The following is a 20,599-nucleotide window of genomic DNA, read 5'->3' as shown; positions in this document are numbered from 1 at the left end:
GCTCCGCCTTCAGTCCGCTTCGTCTGCCGCACCCCAAGCCACGGCAAAGCCGTTGGGGTAGCGCAGATCGACCCGCTCCATCGGGGCCTCTTGTCGTTCTTCCAAGGCCGGCAGCACGGCGGCGAAGCGCTCCACGCGCTCGCCCGGGTGCTGCCGGCCCAGGGCCATCTCAATGCCGCCCTCCAGCCGCGCGCTCCAGGACCCCCGGGGCGAAAGACCGAGCGCCACCAGGTTGACACCGCGCTCAGCGAGTCGTTGCTGCACCTCCCTGAACAAGCCGGCCATCTCACCCTCGCTGCCGTCCGGACCGCGCAGCACCGGGAGCCCCTCCGGGATGCTCGCCGGCCGCGGCTCGAACCGCTCGCCGTCGCGGTCGACCAGCGCCTGCTCTCCCCAGCGCGCCAGCGGCTCGCGCTCACGCAAGGTCACTTGGATCCGCCCCGGCCAGGCCCGGCGCACCTCGGCACCCGCCACCCAGGGCAGCGCCTCCAGGGCGTCCCGGGCGCCGCGCACATCCACCCCCAGCACACTCCTGTGCAAGTGCGGTGCCAGCGCCTGGCGCAAGTCATCGTCCGCCACGCGCTCCGGCGCGGCGCTCAGTTCCACCCGCTCCAGGGGCAGAATCCGCCCCTCCTGAAGCGCCACGGTGGCCATACCGGCAGCGCCGGTGGCCAACAGCGCCACCGCTCCACCCCAGAGCCAGCCCCGCAGCCCCGGGGCGCCGACCCGCTTGCGGCGCGTAGGCTGCCGGCCCAGCAGGTCTCTCCAGTCTTCGCGGCTCACGGCAACGCCTCCCCGAGAATGCGAGCCACCAGCTCATCGAAACCGATACCGGCCTGCGCCGCAGCGATCGGGACCAGCGAGTGATCCGTCATGCCCGGGATGGTGTTCACCTCCAACAGCCACCAGCGTCCGTCGGCATCCCGCATGACATCCACCCGCCCCCAACCGTTGCCGCCGCTGGCGGAAAAGGCCTCGCGACACAGCGCGCCGAGCTCCGCCTCCTCGTCCGCACCCAGACCGCTCGGGCAGTGGTGCCCGGTATCGTCGGCCTGGTACTTGGCGGCGTAGTCGAAGAAGGCGTGGGATGTCTCCAGCCGGATCGACGGCAACGCCCGATCGCCGAGCAGCGCCACGGTGTACTCCTCGCCCTCGACCCACTGCTCCGCGAGGACTGTATCGTCGTAGGCCGCCGCTGCCCGGTAGGCCTCGGCCAGCTGCGCCGGCCCGTCAACCCGGGTCATGCCCAGACTCGACCCTTCCCGGACCGGCTTGACGATCACCGGATACGCCAGCCCCTCGGCCAGCACCGGAGACTCGCTGGTGAGCAGCTGACCCGCCGGCGTGGGCAGTCCACTACCCTGCCAGAGCCGTTTGCAGCGCCACTTGTCCATGCCCAGCGCCGAGCCGAGGACACCGCTGCCGGTGTGCGGCACCCCGAGCAGCTCCAGCAGCCCCTGTACCGTACCGTCCTCACCCCCCCGCCCATGCAGGGCGATGAAGACCACGTCGTAGCCCCGCAGCCCCTCCAGGGCGCGGTCACGGGGGTCGTAGGCCTCGGCGTCGTAGCCGCGGCGCTGCAGCGCGGCGAGCACCGCCCCGCCACTGCGCAGGGAGATGTCCCGCTCGGCGGAAGTGCCCCCCATGAGCACCGCCACGCGACCGACCCGCTGCGGATCCGGGATACCAGTCATGGCCGCACCTCCCCGATCACATGAACCTCGGGTTCCAGCCATACACCGTGCACCACAGCAACCCGCTCCCGGACCTGCGCCATGAGCCCCTCGATATCCGCCGCACTGCCACCCTCGTTGATGATGAAATTGGCGTGGCGCTCGGAGACCCGGGCACCGCCGCGCCGCGCCCCCTTCAAACCGGCCTCCTCAATCAGCCGCCCGGCCGCATCCCCCGTGGGATTGCGGAAGACCGAACCGCAAGTGGGCTGCCCCACTGGCTGCACGGCGTTGCGATGCTGCAGCAGCGCCCGCACCCGCTCGCGGAGCACCTGCGCATCGGCGGGGGGCAGTTCCCAGGTCGCGGCTAGGAACCACTCGCCGGCGGGGCCGGCCACACTGCGATAGCCGATCCGGAAATCGGCCGGAGCCCGCCGCCGGATGTGCCCCTGGCGATCGATGGTCTCGACCTCGACCACGCGCTCCCAAGTCTCGCCGCCCCAGGCGCCGGCATTGAGGGCCAGGGCCCCTCCCACGGTGCCCGGGATACCGGCCAGGAACTCGAGCCCGGCCAGCCCCTCCCGGACTGCCGCCCGAGCCAGGCGACCGCACGCCACGCCGGCTTCCGCGTGGACCCGGCCATGCGCCCCCACCACCAGCTCGTCCAACCCGCCCTGGGTCAGGACGACCGTCCCTGCCACGCCACCATCGCGGACCAGCAGGTTGCTGCCCAGACCACACCAGAGCAGCGGCTCGTCAGCTGGCAGGCGCGCCAGGCAGTCGACCAGCCCGTCGCGGCCGGCCGGACAGCAGAGCCGACGCGCCGGCCCACCAACCCGCCAGGTGGTGTAGCCGGCCAGCGGCTCCTGCTCGCGCCACTCGCCGGGCCGGATCCGCCGCCGCTCGACCGCCGCGCTCACGCCGCACCTCCCGCCGCCGGGCCGGCGCCCAGGCGCGCCGGGAGCCCACCGATGCTGCCGGCACCCAGGGTCAGCACCACGTCGTTATCGCGCAGCAGCCCGGCCAGCAGCCCCGGCACCTCGTCCAGGCTGTCTGCGAAGATCGGCTGCGCACCGCCGCGATCGCGCACCGCCGAGGCCAGCGCCCGGCCGTCGGCGCCGGGCAAACGCGCCTCGCCGGCGGCATAGACCTCGGTGAGCACCAGCGCGTCGGTGCCACTGAGCACCCGCGCGAAATCGTCGAAAAGCTCCCGCGTGCGGGTGTAGCGGTGCGGCTGGAAGACCACCACCAGGCGCCGCTCCGGCCAGGCGGCGCGGGCCGCCTCCAGGGTCGCCTCCAGCTCCCGGGGATGATGGGCGTAGTCATCGACCAGCGCCGCCGCCCCCCCGGCGAGCGGGATGTCGGGATAAACCTGGAAGCGCCGGCCGATACCCTGGAAGCCGGACAGCGCCCGCTGGATTGCCGCCACATCCACCCCCAGCTCTCGGGCCAGGGCGATGGCAGCGGTGGCATTGAGCACGTTGTGCCGTCCGGGCAGGCTCAGCTCCACGGCGAAGGCGGCGTCATCGCCCTCCTCGACCCGGAACCGGGTGCGATGGCCGTCGGCCTCCAGGGCACTGACCCGCACGTCGGCATCCGCGGAAAAGCCGTAAGTCAGAACCGGCCGGCCGATCTCTTCGCGCAGCCGGCGCACCTCCGGGTCGTCGATGCAGAGCACCGCCAGGCCGTAGAACGGCAGATGGTGCAGGAACTCGATGAAGGTCCGGCGCAGGGCGTCGAAATCACCGCCGTAGGTGCCCAGGTGGTCGGCATCCACGTTGGTCACCGCCGCCATCATCGGCTTGAGATGAAGGAACGAGGCGTCGCTCTCGTCGGCCTCGGCCACCAGGTAGGGCCCGGCACCCAGGCGCGCGTGCGCCCCGGCACTGATCAACCGCCCGCCGATGACGAAGGTCGGATCCAACCCGCCCTCGGCCAAGCAGCTGGCCAGCAGGGAGGTCGTCGTCGTCTTGCCGTGGGTGCCGGCCACCGCCACACCGTGACGGAAGCGCATCAGCTCGGCGAGCATCTCGGCCCGCGGCACCACCGGGATGCGCTGCTGGCGCGCCGCCTGCACCTCGGGGTTCTCCTCGGTGACAGCAGTGGAGACCACGACCGCGTCCACGCCCTCGACATGGCCCGGATCGTGGCCGATCCGCACCGCCACCCCGAGACCGAGCAGGCGCTCCACCACGGCGCCCGACTTGACGTCGGATCCGGTGATGGTGAAGCCGAGGTTGTGCAACACCTCGGCGATGCCACCCATCCCGGCCCCGCCGATGCCCACGAAGTGGATGCGGCGCACCCGGCCGAAGGCGCCACGGCCATCGGCCGGCGCGGCGAAACGCGGCTCGCGTGCAGGGACTGCATCAGCCATGGGCCACCTCCTCACAGATCGTCGCCACGCGGTCGGTGGCATCCGGGCGCGCCACGTCGCGAGCCGCCTCCCCCATCCCCGCCAGGCGTTCACGGTCGGCGAGCAGATCGGCAAGCACCGCACCCAGCGCCCCCTGCTCCACGTCGCCCTCAGGCAGACACCGGGCTGCGCCGGCGGCGCACAGCAGCTCGGCGTTGGCCGTCTGGTGGTCGTCCACCGCCCAGGGGAGCGGCACCAGCACGGCCGGCACCCCGGCCGCGGCCAGCTCGGCCACGGTCAGGGCACCGGCGCGGGCCACCACCAGATCCGCCCAGGCATAGGCGCCGGCCATGTCCTCGATGAACGGCACCACCTCCGCGTCCAGGCCCAGCTGCCGATACCCGGTGCGCGCCTCCTCCAGGGTGAGCTCGCCGGCCTGATGCAGCACCTGCGGCCGCGGCCCGTCGAGGCCGGCCAGCGCTTTCGGGACGAAACGGTTCAGGGTCCGCGCCCCCTGGCTGCCGCCGAGCACCAGAACCCGCGGCGCCTCCGGGCGCCCGGCGTAACGGGATCGCGGCGCCTCCAGCCGGTGGATGCTTGTGCGGATGGGATTGCCCACCCACTCGCCCCGCGCCCCCAGGGTATCGGGGAACCCGGTCAGCACGCGGCGCCCGAGGCGAGCCAGGAAGCGATTGGTCAGCCCGGCCCGGGCGTTCTGCTCGTGGATCACCAGCGGCCGCCCGGCGAGCCGGGCGGCCAACCCGACCGGCCCGGCCACGTAGCCGCCCATGCCGAGGACCACATCCGGACGCCGGCGACGCAAAGCGGCCCCGGCAACCGCCACTGCGCGCCCCAGCCGCCAGGGCAGCCGGAGCTGCGCGGCCAGCCCCTTGCCGCGCAGCCCCTGGATCTCCAGCCACTCGGCCTCGACCCCGGCGGCGGGCACGACGCGGCCCTCCAGGCCGCTGCGCGTCCCGAGCCAGACCACCCGGTGGCCACGCTCGCGCAGCAGCTCGGCCACCGCCAGGCCGGGGTAGACGTGCCCGCCGGTGCCACCGGCGGCGATGGCCACGGTCAGCGCGGTCATGACGGCTCCTCCTCGGGACGGCGCCCCTCGGCCCGCGCCTCGGCCAACTCGTAGCCACAGCGCAGCAGCAGCCCAATCATGGCGCCCGTCGCCAGGGCGCTGCTGCCGCCGTAGCTGAACAGCGGCAAGGTCAGGCCCTTGGTCGGCAGCAGCCCGGTGGCCACCCCCATATTGATGAACGCCTGCAGGCCGATGGCCAGCCCCACCGCCCAGGCCAGGTAACCGGCGAAGGGCAGTCGGTGGCGGTGGCACAGCCAGCCCATGGCCATGGCCCGCCAGACGATGTAGGCGAAGAGCAGGACCACGACGACCACGCCGATCCAGCCCAGCTCCTCGGCCAGCACCGAGAAGACGAAATCGGTGTGCGCCTCGGGCAGGTAGAAGAGCTTCTGCACGCTGCCGCCGAGCCCCACACCCAGCCAGTCTCCGCGGCCGATGGCGATCAGCGACTGGGTGAGCTGGAATCCGGTATTGAACGGATCGGACCAGGGATCCATGAAGGCGGTCACCCGCTGCCAGCGGTAGGGCGAGTAGACCACCAGGGCGGCGGCCGCCGCCGCCAGCACCCCCACCAGGGTGACGAACCGCCACAACGGCGCGCCCGCCAGGTAGAGCAGACCCACCGCCAGCGCCATGAGCATCAGCGCGGTGCCGAAATCGGGCTGCCGCAGCAGCAGGAAGGCACACGCCGCCGAAACCAGCACCGGGACCAGGAAGGCAGCCATGGAGGTGCGCAGCTGCTGCTGTCGGCGCACCAGGAAACCGGCGAGATAGAGGGCCAGCAGCACCTTGACCACCTCGGCGACCTGCAGGTTGAACACGCCCAGCGGGATCCAGCGCACGGCACCATTGACCTCGCGCCCCACACCGGGGATCAGCACCAGCACGAGCAACCCCAGCGCGACGAGCAGGAGCCCCGGGCCGGCCCGCTCCCAGGTGGCCAGCGGGACCTGCAGGAGGGCCAGGACCATGCCCAGGCCGAGCAGGGCGAAGAAGACCTGGCGCTTGAAGAAGTAGAACGGATCGCCGGTGGCCTGCTCGGCCATGGAAATCGAGGCCGAAGCGACCATGACCAGGCCGAGCAGCGCCGTAGCCGCCACCACCCAGACCAGCCGCTGGTCCAGGCTTGGCCACAGCGGCAGCCGCGTACCGCGTTCGGCAACGCCTGCGGTCATCTCAGCCATGGGCCACCTCCCCGCGAACGGCGTCGCGGAACGCCTCGCCGCGTGCCTCGAAGCCGCTGTAGGCATCAAAGCTGGCGCACGCCGGCGCCAGCAGAACGGCGTCACCCGGCTCGGCCCAGCGGGCGGCGGCCGCCACGGCAGCGATCATGCCGCCGACCCGCTCAGTGGGCACGCGGCCGGCGATGGCCGCCTCGATAGCCGGCGCGTCCTCGCCCACGAGGATGACGGCCCGCGCCGATTCGGCACAGACCCGGCCCAGCGGCCGGAAATCCGCACCCTTGCCCTGCCCGCCGGCGATCAGCACCACCGGCCGCTGCAGGCCGCTGATGGCAGCCACGGCAGCACCGACATTGGTCGCCTTGGAGTCGTTGATCCAGCGCACCCCGCACCACTCGCCCACCGGCTCCATGCGGTGCGGCAGTCCGGCAAAGGCCTTCAAGGCCTTGCACTGCGCGGCTTCCGGGATCCCCAAGGCGTCGGCCAGGGCCATAGCGGCCAGCGCATTGGCGCAGTGGGCGCGACCGGGCACGGGAAGCGCATCGGCGGCCACCCGCGGCCGACCGGCGACGGCGAGCCAGGTACCGCCGTCCCGCTCGAGCAGGTGGTAGTCGGCCGGCCGGTCGATCGCGAAGCGGCGCACCGTGCCGGCCTGGCGTCCCAGCTCGGCCAGATGTGGATCCTCGGCGTTGAGCACCGCTGTCCCGACCCCCTCGAGCAGCCGCGCCTTGACCGCCGCGTAGTCAGCAAGGCGGTCATAGCGGTCCATGTGATCGGCGCTGACATTGAGCACCGCCGCCACGTCGGCCTGAAACCCGGGGCACGCTTCCAGCTGGAAGCTCGACACCTCCAGCACATAGCCATCGGCCGGCGCCCGGGTCAGCAGCTCCAGCGCCGGCGTCCCCAAATTGCCACCCACGGCGACGTCGAGCCCGGCGGCCCGGGCCATTTCGCCGAGCAGGCTGACCACGGTGCTCTTGCCGTTGGACCCAGTCACCGCGCAGACCGGCGCGTTCACCGCCTCGGCGAACAGGGTCAGCTCGCCCACCACCGGCCGCCCGGCGGCGCGCAACTCGGCCCAAACCCCGTGACGCAGATCGAGCCCCGGACTGGCCACCACCCGAACCGCGCCGAGCAGGGTTTCCCGATCCAGCCCCCCGGTCACCACCTGGACCTCGGGGTGCTCGGCCTGCAGCTGCCCCAGGCGGGGCGGCTCGCTGCGGCTATCCACCACCGCGACCGCCTCGCCACGGGCGCGCAAATGGCGCACGCAGGCCATCCCCGTGGCACCGAGGCCGGCGACGGCGGTATATCCGTGATGGCGGTCGCCTGCTGCCATTAGCGCACCTTCAACATCGCCAGACCGATCAGGACCAGGACCACGGTGATGATCCAGAAGCGGACGATCACCCGCGGCTCGGGCCAGCCCTTGAGTTCGTAGTGGTGGTGCAGCGGCGCCATGCGGAACACGCGCCGCCCGGTCAGCTTGTAGGAGAGGACCTGGATCATCACGGAGACCGTCTCCATGACGAAGATGCCACCCATGATGAACAGAACGATCTCCTGGCGGACGGCCACGGCCACCACGCCCAGGGCGGCGCCGAGGGCCAGGGCGCCCACGTCGCCCATGAACACCTGGGCCGGGTAGGTGTTGTACCAGAGGAACCCGAGTCCGGCGCCGACGATGGCGCCACAGAAGATCACCAGCTCCCCTACCCCGGGCACTGACGGGATCCCGAGGTACTCGGCGAAGATGTGGTGCCCGCTGGCGTAGGCGAAGACCGCCAGGCCGGTGGCCACCAGCACCGTAGGCATGATGGCCAGGCCATCGAGCCCGTCGGTGAGGTTGACGGCGTTGGAGCTGCCCACGATCACCAGCGTTGCCAGCGCGATGAACCCGATACCTAGCGGGAAGACCCACTCCTTGACCAGCGGCAGCACCAGGCTGGTCTCCACCGGGTCGGCGGCGGTGGCGAACAGGAACGTGCTTGCCGCCAGGGCCGCGAGCATCTGCAGCGAGAACTTGGTCCGGGCGCGCAGCCCCTGGCTGTCCTGCCGGGCCAGCTTGAGGGCGTCGTCGACCCCGCCGATCACGCCGAAGGCGAGGGTCACCAGCAGGACCACCCAGACGTAGCGATTGGTCAGATCCGCCCAGAGCAGGGTAGACACCGCGATGGCGACGAGGATCAGCGCGCCGCCCATGGTGGGGGTGCCCGCCTTCTCCAGGTGCGTCTGCGGGCCATCGTCCCGGACCTGCTGTCCGACCTGGTGGAGCACCAGGCGCTGGATCACCGCAGGGCCGATCATCAGCGCGATCCCCAGGGCCGTGAGCACCCCGAGGATGGTCCGGAACGTAATGTACTGGAAGACGTTGAATCCCGAGTAGAACGTCTCCAGCACCATGGCCAAGTGGTAGAGCACCTAGCGATCCCCCCCTTCCGTTGTCGATTCTTCCGCGGCCAGGCCTGCCGCCACGTGCTCCATGGCGGCGGAGCGCGACCCCTTCACCAGCACCACTGCATCGGCGGGCATCTCGGCCCGGCACGCCTCGATCAGCGCCGAGGCGTCGTCAAAACAGCGCCCGCCAACCCCGAAGCCCTCGGCAGCCGGGGCAGCGGCCCCGCCCAGGGTCCAAAGCCGCTGGATCCCGGCAGCCCGCGCCCGTTGCCCGGCGCGGCGATGCCAGTCCGCCGCCTCCCGGCCGAGCTCGCCCATGGCCCCGAGGAGCAGCCAGGGCGCACCGCCGAACTCCGTGACCGTATCGATGGCGGCCTGCAGGCTTGCCGGGTTGGCGTTGTAGGTATCATCCACCAGCCACCCCCCGTGACACCCCCAGCGCAGCTGCAGCCGCCCCGGCACGGCCGCGGCGGCCGCCACCCGCTCCAGGATGGTCCGGGCCGGCACCTCGAGCGCGGCGGCGCAGGCCGCGGCGGCGGCGATGTTCTGGGCGTTGTGGCGACCGAGCAGCGGCGTCGGCGCTGCCGTCCAGCCGCCTCCGAGATCCAGCTCGAGCCGGCTGCCCCGCCCCCGGTAGCGGATCTGACCGGTCTCGGCGCCGAAGGTCAGGCAGCGCCGCGCGCCGGCCAGCTCCCGCCACAGGCCGCTGTAGTCGTCGTCGGCATGGATCACGGCAACGCCGTGGCCGGGCAGCCCCTCAAAGAGTTCGCCCTTGGCGCGGGCGACTCCGTTGAGCGAGCCGAAGCCCTCCAGGTGTGCTGGCCCGGCGTTGGTCACCACACCCACGTCCGGCTGCGCCCACACGGTGAGCTGTGCAATCTCACCGGGTGCGTTGGCACCCATCTCGATGACGGCGTAGCGGTGCCCACCATCAAGCCGGCAGAGCATCTCCGGGACGCCCAGCAGGTTGTTCCGGTTGCCCTCGGTGGCCAGCGTCGGACCGGTTTCGGCAAGCATCGCCGCCAGCAGTTCCTTGACCGTGGTCTTGCCGTTGCTGCCGGTGACGGCCACCACGCGCGCCCCGCTGCGACGCCGACACTCCGCGCCCAGAAGCGCGAGGGCCGCGGCCGGGTCCTCGACCACCAGCGTGGGCAGCGCCGCCACCGGCCGAGCCCCGAGGACCGCCACGGCGCCCCGCGCCGCGGCGTCGGCAGCAAAGTCGTGGCCATCGCTGCGGGCCCCGGCCAGGGCCACGAAGAGCGTCCCCGGCGCGGACCGGCGGCTATCCAGCGCAACACCGTTCACCGTCGCACCGCCGTCACGACCGACGAGTTCGGCACCGGTCAGCGCAGCCACCTGATGCAGGCTCAGCGGGTCCATGCACCCTCCTCGGCAGCGCCGAGCAGCCGCGCCACCTCCTCACGGTCAGAGAAAGGCAGCCGGTGCCCGTCCACTTCCTGGTCCGTCTCATGGCCCTTGCCGGCGACCAGGACCACATCTCCGGCGCCCCCCCAGGCGACAGCCTCGCGGATGGCCGCGCCCCGATCCGCCACCAGTTCGGCCGCCTCGCCGGCCCCGTCGGCCACGGACGCCCGGATGGCGGCGGCATCCTCGCCCCGGGGGTTGTCATCGGTGATCACCACCCGGTCGGCCAGGCGCGCTGCGACCTCGCCCATCAGCGGGCGCTTGCCGGTGTCGCGCTCGCCCCCGCAGCCGAATACGACGCACAACCGCCCGTCGGTATGCGCGCGCAGGGCGCTCAGCGCCTGCTCCAGGGCCCCCGGTGTATGGGCGTAGTCCACCACCACCAGCGGTGCCCCGACGGCCTGGAACTGCTCCATCCGCCCCGGCACCGGACGCAGCGTCGCCAGCCGATCGAGAACGGCGTCCATGGGCCGCCCTAAAGCCAGGGCCGCCGCCACTGCCGCCAGCACGTTGGCCACGTTGAAGCGCCCGAACAGGGGCAGTCGCACCGAGCGTCGGATCCCGCCCAGACAGAGTGTGAGCTGAACGCCGTCGGCCACCGGGGTTACCGCCTCGGCGGAGAGGTCCGCAGCGGCGCCGGCAGCGCTGTAGGTGAAGACCGCACCGGCGGCCCGGTCGTGCAGGCGCCGGCCGAGTTCGTCGTCCAGGTTGAGCACCTGGGCCCGCAAACTGGGGAACTCGAACAGCCGGCTCTTGGCGTCGGCATACGCCTCGACCGAGCCGTGGTAATCTAGGTGGTCGCGCCCCAAGTGGGTGAGTACGGCCAGATCCACCGCTGTGGCGGACAATCGCCCCTGCTCCAGGGCGTGGGAGGAAGCCTCCATGGCCACGCCGCGGGCGCCCGCCTGGCGACAATCGGCCAAGGCCTCCTGCAGGGCCACAGCGTCCGGTGTGGTCAGCACACCCGGGCGCAGCCGGTCCACCAGGCCGTGGCCAAGGGTTCCGACCACGCCCCAGGGCGCCTCGGCGGTGCTGAGCAGCTGGGCAATGAAATGGGTGACCGAGGTCTTGCCGTCGGTGCCGGTAACCGCGATGACATCCAGATCCCGGGATGGCTCCCGGTAAAGGCGCGCAGCAACAGCACCCAGGTATCGGCGCAGGCCCGGCACACCGACCATCGGCACGCCGGCCGCCTCGGCAGCGGCACGCGCCGGCGCGGCATCAGCGTCGTCGTCCGTATCCCACGCCACAGCAGCAGCCCCGGCAGCTACCGCTGCGGGCACGTAGGCAAGTCCGTGCTCGCGGCTGCCGGACAGCGCCAGGAACACGGCGCCGGGCTCAAGGCGCCGGGTATCGAGGGCCAGCCCGCGGACCGAAACCGCCGGGAGTTCGCCACCGACCCACGGTTCGAACAGCCAGCGCAGGGTGACCCCGGATGCGGACAAAGCGCTCATGACCCCTCCCCCTCGGCGACGACGGGCACCTCGAGCTCCGGGAGATCGTCCGGCGGCACGTTGAGCATCCGCAGCGCACTGCCCATCACCCGGGAGAACACCGGCGCCGCCACCTGGCCGCCGTAGTAGAGATCGCCGCGGGGCTGATCGATGGTCACCGCCATGACCAGCCGCGGGTCCGACGCCGGGGCGAAACCGACGAAGGAGGCGAGGTAATCCTCCTCGGCATAGCCGCTGGGGCCGCTCTTGAGCACCGTGCCGGTCTTGCCGGCCACCCGGTAACCGGAGATGGCCGCACGGGTGCCGGTCCCGCCGGGCTCGACCACGGCCTCGAGCATGGCGCGCAGCTCGGCAGCCAGATCCGGGTCGAGCACCTGCCGGCCCTGCGGGGGATCATCCAGGGCGCGAATAGAAACCGGGCGCATCACCCCGTCGCGGGCCACCGCGGCGTAGGCGCGCGCCAGCTGCACGGGCGTGGCGGTCACGCCGTAACCGTAGGAAAGCGTAGCGCGCTGCACGTCGCCCCGCGGCGGCGCCTGCAGGAAGTGCCCGGCGACCTCGTCGCGCAGGCCGCTGCGGGTACGCTCGCCGAAGCCCACATCCTCCAGGGTGCTCCAGAGGGCCCGCGGCTCGGTCTCCAGGGCCATCTTGACCGTGCCCACGTTGCTGGATTTCTGCAGCACGCCGGCAATGTCGAGCTCGCCGTAGTCGAGGAAATCGCGGACCGTGTGCCGCCCCACGCGCATGGTCCCCGGCGCGGTATCGAACTCCTGCCCGCTGCGCACGGCCCCGCTGGACAGGGCGGCGGCGATGGTGAACGGCTTGATCACCGACCCCGGCTCCTGGGCCCAGCTCACCGCCCGATTGCGGCGCTGCTCGGCCTCGACGCCGGAGCGGCGATGGGGATTGAACGAGGGCTGGCTGACCATTGCCAGCACCTCACCGGTGGTTGCATCCAGCACCACGGCCGCACCGCCCTCGGCATCGTGGCCATGGACGGCGCGCTTGAGTTCGCGGTACGCCACATACTGGATGCGCCGGTCCAGCGAGAGGCGGATGTCCTCGCCGGGGCGCGGCTCGCGCAGCAGCTCGACATCCTCGATGGTGCGCCCGAAGGGATCACGGACCACACGCTTGGCGCCGCTACGCCCGCTCAGGGCATCGTTAAAGGCGCGCTCGACGCCGCCCAGCCCACGACCATCGATGTCCGTGAAGCCGACCAGCTGCGCGGCCACCTCGCCGGCCGGATAGAACCGGCGGAACTCCTGCTGCAGCTGAACACCCGGCGCATCCAGTTCCTGGATGCGCGCCGCCACCCGTGGGGACAGGTGGCGCCTCAGGTAGACGAACTGCCGCCCCTCCCGGGCCTGCAGGAAGTCGCGCAGCTCGGCCGGAGCACGCTCGAGGGTCTGGGCCACGGCGGCGACGGCCCCCCGGTCCTCCAGCAGCTCCGCCGGGTTGGCCCAGGCCGACTCTACCGGTGAACTGATCGCCAGCGGCTCGCCGTTGCGATCGGTGATCACCCCGCGGTGCGCCGGCATGCTCACCGTACGCAGGTGGCGGGCGTCGGCCTCGTCGCGCAGGAACTCGCTGTTGATCACCTGCAGATCCAGGGCGCGCAGGATCACGGCACCGGCGGCCAGGGCCAGCACCACCACGACGCTGTAGAGCCGCCAGCGTGGCGGCCCCTGAAGCGGGGGTTGTCGGCGCGTGTTCCTGCTCACTCTCGCCACCTCAAGGGCGCCTCAGGATGATGATCTCGTCACGCTCGGGCAGCGCCATGCCCAGCTCCTCGCCGGCGACGCGCTCCAGACGGCTGTGCCCGGCCCACGCCCCCTGCTCAAGCTGCAGCATGCTCCACTCCTCGCGCAGCCGGTCGCTGCGCTCGAGTTCGTCCTGCAGGGTCACGAAGACCCCGCGGTACTCGTGCTGGACGGCCACCACGCCGATGGCACTGGCGACCACCGCCGGGACCAGCACGGTCATGCCCCAGACCGCACGGCTCATGACAGCCGCTCCGCTACGCGCAGCACCGCACTGCGTGCGCGCGGGTTGCCGGCCACCTCGTCGTCGCCCGCGCGCAAATCGCGTCCCAGCGGCCGCAGACGGGGCTGACAGCCTTCCGGCGGCACCGGCACCGACGGCGGCAGATCGCCGACGCTCGAGGCCCGGCGGATGAACCGCTTCACGCGCCGGTCTTCCAGGGAGTGGAAAGCGATGACGGCCAGTCGCCCGCCGGGGGCGAGCAGGTCGATGACCCCATCGAGGAAGCGGTCCAGCTGTCCGAGTTCGTCATTGACCGCAATGCGCAGGGCCTGGAAGGTCCGCGTCGCCGGATGGCGCCCGGGCTCGCGGCGTGGCACCGCCTGCTCGACCAGCCGGGCCAGCGCCAGGGTGGTGCGCGGCGGCTCACCGGCCTCGCGGGCAGCGACGACGGCACGGGCGATACGCCCGGCGTGGCGCTCCTCCCCCAGCTGGCGCAGGATCCCGGCGATCTCGCGCACGCTCAAACGCTCGAGCAACGCCGCGGCCGACTCGCCGGAACTCGGGTCCATGCGCATGTCCAGCGGGCCGTCCCGCTGAAACGAGAAACCGCGGTCGGGGTTGTCAACCTGCGGCGACGAGATACCGAGATCCGCCAGCAGGCCGTCGATACCGGCGGTCAGACCATACCCGGACAACATTCGGGGCAGATCGGCCAGCTCGGCACCGAGCACGGTACAGCGGGGGTCATCCGATAGGGTCTCGCGGGCGTGGGCCAGCGCCTCGGGGTCGCGATCCGCGACCCACAGCTGGCCGCGGGGCCCCAGCCGCTCGAGGATGCCGCGGGCGTGGCCGCCACGACCGTAGGTGGCGTCCACATAGCAGCCGTCCGGGCGCACGGCGAGCGCCTCCAGCGCGGCCTCGTAGAGGACCGGCCGGTGTGTCGTCGCCGTTGGCTTCTGCTCCGCCACTGCGCGCATCTCCGCTGCGGACATGACGCCCCCTGACCTGATCTACAGGGCGAGGCTCTCCAGCTCCCCGGGGAGCTCGGCATCCGACGCGGCCGCCTCCTGCAGCCAATCCGCCCGCCGCTGCTCCCAGAGGGACTCATCCCAAAGCTCAAACTTGTTGCCCTGCCCGATCAGCACCACCCGCTTTTCCAGGCCGGCGTATTCACGCAACGGCGGGGGGACCAGGGCGCGTCCGTTGCCGTCAACCTGGAGTTCCTGGGCGTGACCGATCAGAAGGCGTTTGAGTCGCTTGGCGCTCGGCTGGAGGTCCGGCAGGGCGATCAGTTTGCGCTCGATCTCTTCCCACTCGGGCAGCGGGTAGAAGACCAGGCAACGATCGCGATAGTCGATCGTTGCCACTACCTCGCCGCTGCAGTGACTCAGGAGGCGGTCGCGGTGCCGGGACGGGAAGGCTAGCCGCCCCTTGGCATCCAGGTTGAGTTGGTTGACTCCGCGAAACACCGCGCCCCCCGCTGCTCCATGCCGTGCCCTTTTATCCCACTTTTAACCACGTTGCGACACTATAGGAGGGGGCCCACACCCCGTCAACCAGCCGTACCGCCGCACTGCCCGGCGCCAAACATGAAGTTACGCACGGGATTTCAAGTCGAAGGGCGGCCGATGCGACAACCAAATAACTGGCGTTACGGGATGTTAACCGCATGTGCTAATAACGCACATCGGCTCTTTTCGGTATCTACCTGTCATTGAAGGGTTGACGTGCTCGTGCGCGTTCGTAATATAGGGGTGGAGTCGGCCGGATGGCCGCTGTGCCGCACCGCGGCACGGAGGAAAGTCCGGGCTCCACAGGGCAGGGTGCCAGGTAACGCCTGGGGGGCGTGAGCCCACGGAAAGTGCCACAGAAAACAGACCGCCGATGGCCGCCGCGGAGCGGCGGCACAGGTAAGGGTGAAAAGGTGCGGTAAGAGCGCACCGCGCGACCGGTAACGGTTCGCGGCACGGTAAACCCCACCCGGAGCAAGGCCAAATAGGGGAGCCATGGCGTGGCCCGCGCCGCTCCCGGGTAGGCCGCTAGAGGCGTGCGGTGACGCCCGCCCCAGAGGAATGGCCATCCTCGACAGAACCCGGCTTACAGGCCGACTCACCTCTTTTTTCCGCCACGCGACCTGTGACTCAGCCCCGGGCGAGTTCCAGGGCGCGCTGGTATAGGGCGTTGCGCCGCCCCCCGGTCAGGCGCGCAGCCACGCGAGCCGCCTGCTTCACCGGAACCCCTTCGCCGAGCAGCGCGCGCAGCGTGTCATCGGCGGCGGCGCCTGCCTCCCGCGCCGGCGCCCCCTCAAGGACCACGACGATCTCTCCCCGCTGCTGATTGCTGTCCGCCTCCACCTGCCCCAGGACCGCCTCCAGCGCACCGCGCAGCAGCGTCTCGTGCACCTTGGTCAACTCCCGCGCCACCACGACCCGGCGCTGTCCACCGCAGATCGCGACCAGATCGCGAAGGCAGGCGGCGATGCGGTGCGGCGCCTCGAAGAAAACCGCGGTCCGCGGCTCGGCCGCCAGCTCCTGCAGCCGGCTGCGCCGGGCGGCATCGCGCGAAGGCAAGAAGCCGTCGAAGACGAACCGGTCCGCCCCGAATCCGGCCACCGAGAGCGCGGCCGTGACGCTGCAGGCCCCCGGCACCGGCGACACCGGCACCCCCTCGGCGGCGGCAGCGGCCACCAGCCGGGCGCCCGGGTCGCTGAGCAGCGGCGTACCCGCATCACTGACTAGGGCCACATCCCGGCCGGCCGCCAGGATCCGGAGCAGGCGGGGCAGGCGCGAGGCCTCGTTATGCTCGTGCAGGCTCAGCAGGCGCGCCCGCAGGCCGTACTGCTCCAGCAGACGCCCCGTGCGCCGCGTATCTTCGGCGGCCACCCACTCGACACCGCCCAGGATCTCGGCCGCCCGGCGGCTCAGATCGGCCAGATTCCCGATCGGCGTCGCCACCACCCACAGCGTCCCGCCGCCGTTTGACACGGGTGCGACGGGCGCCGGATACTCCGAAGGCTTATCCACAGGCTTCTCCGACGGTTCCCATGACCTGCCCCTCGCGCGTTCTCCAGTTCCTGATCGCGGCCGCGCTGCTGGCGGCACTCTACAGCTGTGCCCCGGCACCGGTCACGCCGGCCGACGCCCCGGAGCAGACCGAGGCGCAGGCGGATGAGGCCCGGGGGGGGGGGGGGGGGGCCCCCCCCCCCCCCCCCGCGGAGCTCTATGATGCGGCAGCGGAGGCCTACGAGGAAGCGGCGGACCGCAATCGAGTCAGCATCGCCGCTGCACGCACCTGGCTGGATGCCGACGAGCGCGACGCCGCCACCACGGCGCTGGCCCGGGTCGAGCCGGATCATCTCGACGACCGGGGACGGGCGCATTTCACCTTGGCCCGCGCCCAGCTCGCCTTGGCCCGCGAGCGGCCGGACCGGGCCGCATCGCTGCTCGATAACCTGGCCGAGCCACCGGCCGGCGAGGAGGCGGATTACCACCGTCTACGCGCCACCGCAGCCGCCGGCCTGGACAACCACCTGATGGTGGTGGAGCAACGCGTGGCCCTCGAGGACCACTTGGAGACGCCGTCGCAGCGCGACGAGAACCGCAACCTCATCTGGCAGGCCCTGGGGCGGGCCCCGGCGCAACAACTCCAGGCCATCGAGCCGGACGCCGACACCTACGGCGGCTGGATCCGCCTGGCGCAGATCGCCCGCAGCCACCGCCTCGACCCGGAGCGCCTCGAGGAGGCGGTGTCCGCCTGGGAGGAGGCCTATCCAGACCACCCGGCGCGCGACCGCCAGGCCACCGAACTCATCACGCGCTTTCATGAGCGCATCCGCCGGCCAGAACACGTCGCCCTGCTGCTGCCACTCAGCGGAGACTTCCGCGATGCCGGCCGCGCCGTCCGTGACGGCATCCTCGCCGCCTACTTCAACGACGCCAACCGTCGCCCGGAGGTCACCGTCCACGACACCGGTGGCGAGGCGGAGCGGGCCCGCGCGGCCCTGGCCGAGGCCCGGGAGGCCGGCAGCGACGCCGTCATCGGGCCCCTGACCCGCGACGCTGTCCGCGCCGTCGCCGACATCGATGACGCGCCCCCGATCCTGGCTCTCAACACCCTGGAGGACGGCGACAGCCATGACCACCTGTTCCTCTTCCCCCTCAGCCCGGAGGCAGAGGCCCAGCAGGCCGCCCGGCACGCGCACCGCCGCGGCTGGACCAGCGTGGTGGTTCTCGCGCCGCGGACCGACTGGGGTGAGCGGGTCCAGCAGGCTTTCCAGGAGACCTTCGAGGCGGGCGACGGCACGGTCCTGCAGAGCGAAGCCTACGACGCCGATGAAACGGACTTCTCAGGCCCCATCCGCGAGGTGCTCAACCTGCGCATCAGCAGTCGCCGCCACCAGGAATTGACCCGAACCTTCGGCCAGACCCTGGAATACCAGCCGCGCCGCCGCCAGGACGTCGACGCCGTCTTCCTCGCCGCGTTCCCCGAAGCGGGCCGACTGCTGCGCCCGCAGCTCGAATACCACCACGCCCAGGACGTGCCGGTCCTGTCGACATCGCATATCTACGGTGGCACCCCACGCCCCGAGGACGACCGCGACCTGGACGGCCTGCACTTTGTCGACGGCCCCTGGCTGGTGGGCCAGTCGCCCGGGATCCCGGCGGAGCTCAAGCACGAGCGGCTGACCGAGAAGCTCGGTGATGTCATGGCCCGCCAGGCCCGGCTGGTGGCCCTGGGCATCGATGCCTACCGCATCTTCCCGTACCTAGAAGTGCTCGAGGAGCACCCGGAAGAACGCCTGGACGGGCTGACCGGGGGGCTACACCTGAACAGCGAACGGATCGTCGAACGCGAGCTGGTGACCGCGCAATTCGTGCGCGGGCGCCCGGTATTCCGCCAGCCGGCCACGGAGGGCAGGCACCATGACACCGAGAAGGAGGGGGAATGACCCCCGCGACCGGGGCCACGAGGCCGAGGAGCGGGCACGCGCCTACCTGGAGCGGCGGGGGCTGCGAACACTGGCACGGAACTTCCGGACACGCCGGGGCGAGATCGACCTGGTCATGGCCGATGGCGGCGTCACCGTGTTCGTCGAGGTCCGCCGACGCAGCCACCCGGGGTACGGCGGCGCAGCCGCGTCCGTGGACCGCCGCAAGCGCCAGCGCCTGAGCCGCGCCGCCAACGTCTGGCTGGCCCGAAACCCCGGGTGGGCCCGATTCGATGTAGTCGCCACGGACGGAAACGAAGTGCACTGGGTGCGCGATGCGTTCCAGGAAGAACGCTGACCGGCCCGGCAAGACGACAGCGAGGATTCATGGATTCCCACGAACGCGTGGCACAGCTCTTCCACGACAGCATCCGCGCCAAGCAGGATGCCCTGGATCGCATCGCGCCGGACATCGTCCGGGCCGGGCGTGCCATGGCCCGGGCCCTAGGCGCCGAGCGCAAGATCCTGATCTGCGGCAACGGCGGCTCCGCCGCGGACGCCCAGCACTTCTCCTCGGAGCTGCTCAATCGCTTTGAGATGGAGCGACCGGGCCTGCCGGCCATCGCGCTGACCACCGACTCCTCCACACTGACCTCGGTGGCCAACGATTACCACTACGACGAGGTCTTCGGCCGGCAGATCCGCGCCCTAGGCCACGAGGGGGACATCCTCCTGGCCATCTCCACGAGCGGCGGCTCGGGGAACATCCTCGCAGCCCAGCAGGCCGCCACCGAACGGGGCATGGTCACCGTCGCCCTCAGCGGCCGGGACGGCGGGCCACTTGCCGCCAACCTCTCCAGCGACGACATCGAGATCCGCGTGCCCAGCGAGACCACGGCAAGGATCCAGGAGGTCCACCTGCTGGCGATCCACTGCCTGTGCGATCTGATCGATCGCACGCTGTTCGGCGGGCCGGGCGGCTAGTCCGCGAAGCCGGGTCGACCACGGCCCCCGGCCGGCCCCGCCCGCCCCGCCTCGCCTACTTCACCACGCGCAGGTTGGGCCGCTTGCCGCCGCCGGGGCCATCGGGGCCATCCGGCGGGCCGTCATCGCCCTCGTCCCCGCCGGCGTCGATGGCCTCGTAGCCCTCGGCCTCGGCATCTTCGCCATCCCCGAAGAGCATCCCCTGCCCGTTCTCCCGGGCGTAGATGGCCATGACGGCGTTGACCGGCAGCTGCACGCCGCGCGGCACGCCACCGAAACGCGCCCGGAAGGCGATTTCGTCGTTGCCCATGCTCAATCCCTGGACCGCCCGCGGCGCCACGTTGAGCACGAGGCGACCATCCTCGGCGTACTCCAGCGGGGCATCCACGTCGTCGCGGGTGGCGTCCACCAGCAGATAAGGCGTGTAACCGTTGTCGGCGATCCACTCGTAGATCGCCCGGATGAGATAGGGACGGCTCGGGGTCATTGGGTGCGCCTCCTGCCTTCAGGCACGCAGGCCCAGCTCCTCGCGGGTCAGGCTGGTGCGGAAGGCATCGGTTGCAAACTGCTGTTCGGCGTACTGAGTGATCGCCGCTGCATGCTCCGGCAACTCGACGCCGGCGGCGGGGAGTCGCCACAGCAGCGGCAGGATCGTCAGATCCATGATGGTCAGCTCATCGCTGAGGAAGTACGGCTGGCCCTCAAAGAGCTCGGCAGCCGCCACCAGGCTTTCGCGCAGGGCGCGCCGCGCCTGCTGGGCCTGCGCCGCCGTACCGTTCTCGATTTGTTCGTAGAGCGCGTACCAGTCACGCTGCATGCGGTGCACCACCAGTCGCGCCTTGGCCCGGCTGACCGGGTCCACCGGCAGCAGCGGCGGGTGGGGATACCGCTCATCCAGGTAATCGATGATGATCTCGGGATGATAGAGCGCGATATCGCGATCCACCAGAGTCGGGACATCCCCGTAGGGATTCTGCTCCAGCAGCGACGCAGGCGGACGCTCCGGGTCGACCGGGACACGCTCGGCCTCCACCCCTTTCAGGGCCAGGGCCAGCCGGGCCCGGTGGCTGTGGATGCATGACGCTCCGGTGTAGAGGCGGATCACGGGCCCTCCGGCAACCCCGCGGGG

General features: G+C 71.5%; 20 protein-coding genes and 1 other RNA gene. 4 read left to right on the top strand and 17 right to left on the bottom strand.

What is annotated here, in order from left to right:
• Positions 1-9: 9 nt before the first annotated feature.
• The 14 genes from LRF89_RS09445 to mraZ are packed head-to-tail and all read right to left on the bottom strand — an operon-like array spanning position 10 to position 15,028.
• Positions 10-783, bottom strand: a complete 774-nt coding sequence (locus LRF89_RS09445) for a cell division protein FtsQ/DivIB (protein ID WP_238633879.1) — start codon at positions 781-783, stop codon at positions 10-12.
• On the bottom strand, positions 780-1,694 hold the full coding sequence (locus LRF89_RS09440; protein WP_238636990.1) for a D-alanine--D-alanine ligase: 915 nt from the start codon (positions 1,692-1,694) through the stop codon (positions 780-782). The genes LRF89_RS09445 and LRF89_RS09440 overlap by 4 nt, the downstream gene beginning before the upstream one ends.
• Positions 1,691-2,593 (bottom strand): UDP-N-acetylmuramate dehydrogenase, encoded by a 903-nt coding sequence (gene murB / locus LRF89_RS09435; protein WP_238636989.1) that lies wholly within the window; start codon positions 2,591-2,593, stop codon positions 1,691-1,693. Before murB ends, LRF89_RS09440 begins: the two co-directional genes overlap by 4 nt.
• Positions 2,590-4,050 (bottom strand): UDP-N-acetylmuramate--L-alanine ligase, encoded by a 1,461-nt coding sequence (gene murC / locus LRF89_RS09430; protein ID WP_201172460.1) that lies wholly within the window; start codon positions 4,048-4,050, stop codon positions 2,590-2,592. Before murC ends, murB begins: the two co-directional genes overlap by 4 nt.
• The gene (gene murG, locus LRF89_RS09425; RefSeq protein WP_238636988.1) at positions 4,043-5,116 is read right to left on the bottom strand and encodes an undecaprenyldiphospho-muramoylpentapeptide beta-N-acetylglucosaminyltransferase; all 1,074 of its coding nucleotides are present in this window, start codon (positions 5,114-5,116) and stop codon (positions 4,043-4,045) included. The genes murC and murG overlap by 8 nt, the downstream gene beginning before the upstream one ends.
• Positions 5,113-6,300: a putative lipid II flippase FtsW gene (gene ftsW, locus LRF89_RS09420; RefSeq protein WP_201172464.1), complete on the bottom strand. Its 1,188-nt coding sequence runs from the start codon at positions 6,298-6,300 to the stop codon at positions 5,113-5,115. Before ftsW ends, murG begins: the two co-directional genes overlap by 4 nt.
• A complete protein-coding gene (murD, locus tag LRF89_RS09415) occupies positions 6,293-7,636 on the bottom strand; it encodes a UDP-N-acetylmuramoyl-L-alanine--D-glutamate ligase (protein ID WP_238636987.1) in 1,344 nt (447 codons plus the stop codon). Before murD ends, ftsW begins: the two co-directional genes overlap by 8 nt.
• Positions 7,636-8,700 carry a phospho-N-acetylmuramoyl-pentapeptide-transferase gene (gene mraY / locus LRF89_RS09410; RefSeq protein ID WP_201172595.1) on the bottom strand — a complete coding sequence of 355 codons (1,065 nt, stop codon included), beginning with the start codon at positions 8,698-8,700 and terminating at the stop codon, positions 7,636-7,638. Before mraY ends, murD begins: the two co-directional genes overlap by 1 nt.
• An 18-nt stretch (positions 8,701-8,718) precedes the next feature.
• Positions 8,719-10,074, bottom strand: a complete 1,356-nt coding sequence (locus LRF89_RS09405; protein ID WP_238633868.1) for a UDP-N-acetylmuramoyl-tripeptide--D-alanyl-D-alanine ligase — start codon at positions 10,072-10,074, stop codon at positions 8,719-8,721.
• Positions 10,062-11,573 carry a UDP-N-acetylmuramoyl-L-alanyl-D-glutamate--2,6-diaminopimelate ligase gene (locus LRF89_RS09400; RefSeq protein ID WP_238635638.1) on the bottom strand — a complete coding sequence of 504 codons (1,512 nt, stop codon included), beginning with the start codon at positions 11,571-11,573 and terminating at the stop codon, positions 10,062-10,064. The genes LRF89_RS09405 and LRF89_RS09400 overlap by 13 nt, the downstream gene beginning before the upstream one ends.
• On the bottom strand, positions 11,570-13,297 hold the full coding sequence (locus LRF89_RS09395) for a peptidoglycan D,D-transpeptidase FtsI family protein (RefSeq protein WP_238636986.1): 1,728 nt from the start codon (positions 13,295-13,297) through the stop codon (positions 11,570-11,572). Before LRF89_RS09395 ends, LRF89_RS09400 begins: the two co-directional genes overlap by 4 nt.
• 10 nt (positions 13,298-13,307) lie before the next feature.
• The gene (gene ftsL, locus LRF89_RS09390; RefSeq protein ID WP_201172482.1) at positions 13,308-13,580 is read right to left on the bottom strand and encodes a cell division protein FtsL; all 273 of its coding nucleotides are present in this window, start codon (positions 13,578-13,580) and stop codon (positions 13,308-13,310) included.
• Positions 13,577-14,551, bottom strand: coding sequence for a 16S rRNA (cytosine(1402)-N(4))-methyltransferase RsmH (rsmH, locus tag LRF89_RS09385; RefSeq protein WP_201172485.1), 975 nt, complete (start codon positions 14,549-14,551; stop codon positions 13,577-13,579). The genes ftsL and rsmH overlap by 4 nt, the downstream gene beginning before the upstream one ends.
• A gap of 18 nt (positions 14,552-14,569) precedes the next feature.
• On the bottom strand, positions 14,570-15,028 hold the full coding sequence (mraZ, locus tag LRF89_RS09380) for a division/cell wall cluster transcriptional repressor MraZ (protein WP_201172489.1): 459 nt from the start codon (positions 15,026-15,028) through the stop codon (positions 14,570-14,572).
• Positions 15,029-15,315: 287 nt separating this feature from the next.
• Between mraZ and rnpB the strand changes: the two genes are divergently transcribed.
• Positions 15,316-15,675: RNase P RNA component class A (rnpB, locus tag LRF89_RS09375), an RNA gene on the top strand.
• A gap of 25 nt (positions 15,676-15,700) precedes the next feature.
• Here rnpB and rsmI read toward each other — a convergent pair.
• Positions 15,701-16,522, bottom strand: a complete 822-nt coding sequence (rsmI, locus tag LRF89_RS09370) for a 16S rRNA (cytidine(1402)-2'-O)-methyltransferase (RefSeq protein ID WP_238636997.1) — start codon at positions 16,520-16,522, stop codon at positions 15,701-15,703.
• 80 nt (positions 16,523-16,602) lie between these two features.
• Here rsmI and LRF89_RS09365 point away from each other — a divergent pair, with 80 nt between their 5' ends.
• The 3 genes from LRF89_RS09365 to LRF89_RS09355 are packed head-to-tail and all read left to right on the top strand — an operon-like array spanning position 16,603 to position 19,470.
• The gene (locus LRF89_RS09365; protein ID WP_238636985.1) at positions 16,603-18,507 is read left to right on the top strand and encodes a penicillin-binding protein activator; all 1,905 of its coding nucleotides are present in this window, start codon (positions 16,603-16,605) and stop codon (positions 18,505-18,507) included.
• A complete protein-coding gene (locus tag LRF89_RS09360; RefSeq protein ID WP_201172498.1) occupies positions 18,482-18,844 on the top strand; it encodes a YraN family protein in 363 nt (120 codons plus the stop codon). Before LRF89_RS09365 ends, LRF89_RS09360 begins: the two co-directional genes overlap by 26 nt.
• 29 nt (positions 18,845-18,873) lie before the next feature.
• Entirely contained in the window at positions 18,874-19,470 is a 597-nt protein-coding gene (locus LRF89_RS09355) for a phosphoheptose isomerase (RefSeq protein ID WP_201172502.1), read from the top strand.
• Between the two features lie 55 nt (positions 19,471-19,525).
• Here LRF89_RS09355 and LRF89_RS09350 read toward each other — a convergent pair whose 3' ends face one another.
• Entirely contained in the window at positions 19,526-19,957 is a 432-nt protein-coding gene (locus LRF89_RS09350) for a ClpXP protease specificity-enhancing factor (protein WP_238636984.1), read from the bottom strand.
• 18 nt (positions 19,958-19,975) lie between these two features.
• Positions 19,976-20,599, bottom strand: a 624-nt coding sequence (locus tag LRF89_RS09345; RefSeq protein WP_274522124.1) for a glutathione S-transferase N-terminal domain-containing protein, incomplete at its 5' end; no start/stop codon positions are given.

It is taken from the genome of Halorhodospira sp. 9621 (assembly GCF_022228055.1).
Lineage (GTDB): Bacteria > Pseudomonadota > Gammaproteobacteria > Nitrococcales > Halorhodospiraceae > Halorhodospira > Halorhodospira halophila_A.
Note: the sequence above shows the minus strand (reverse complement) of the source record. Positions and strands in the feature narration are given on the sequence as shown.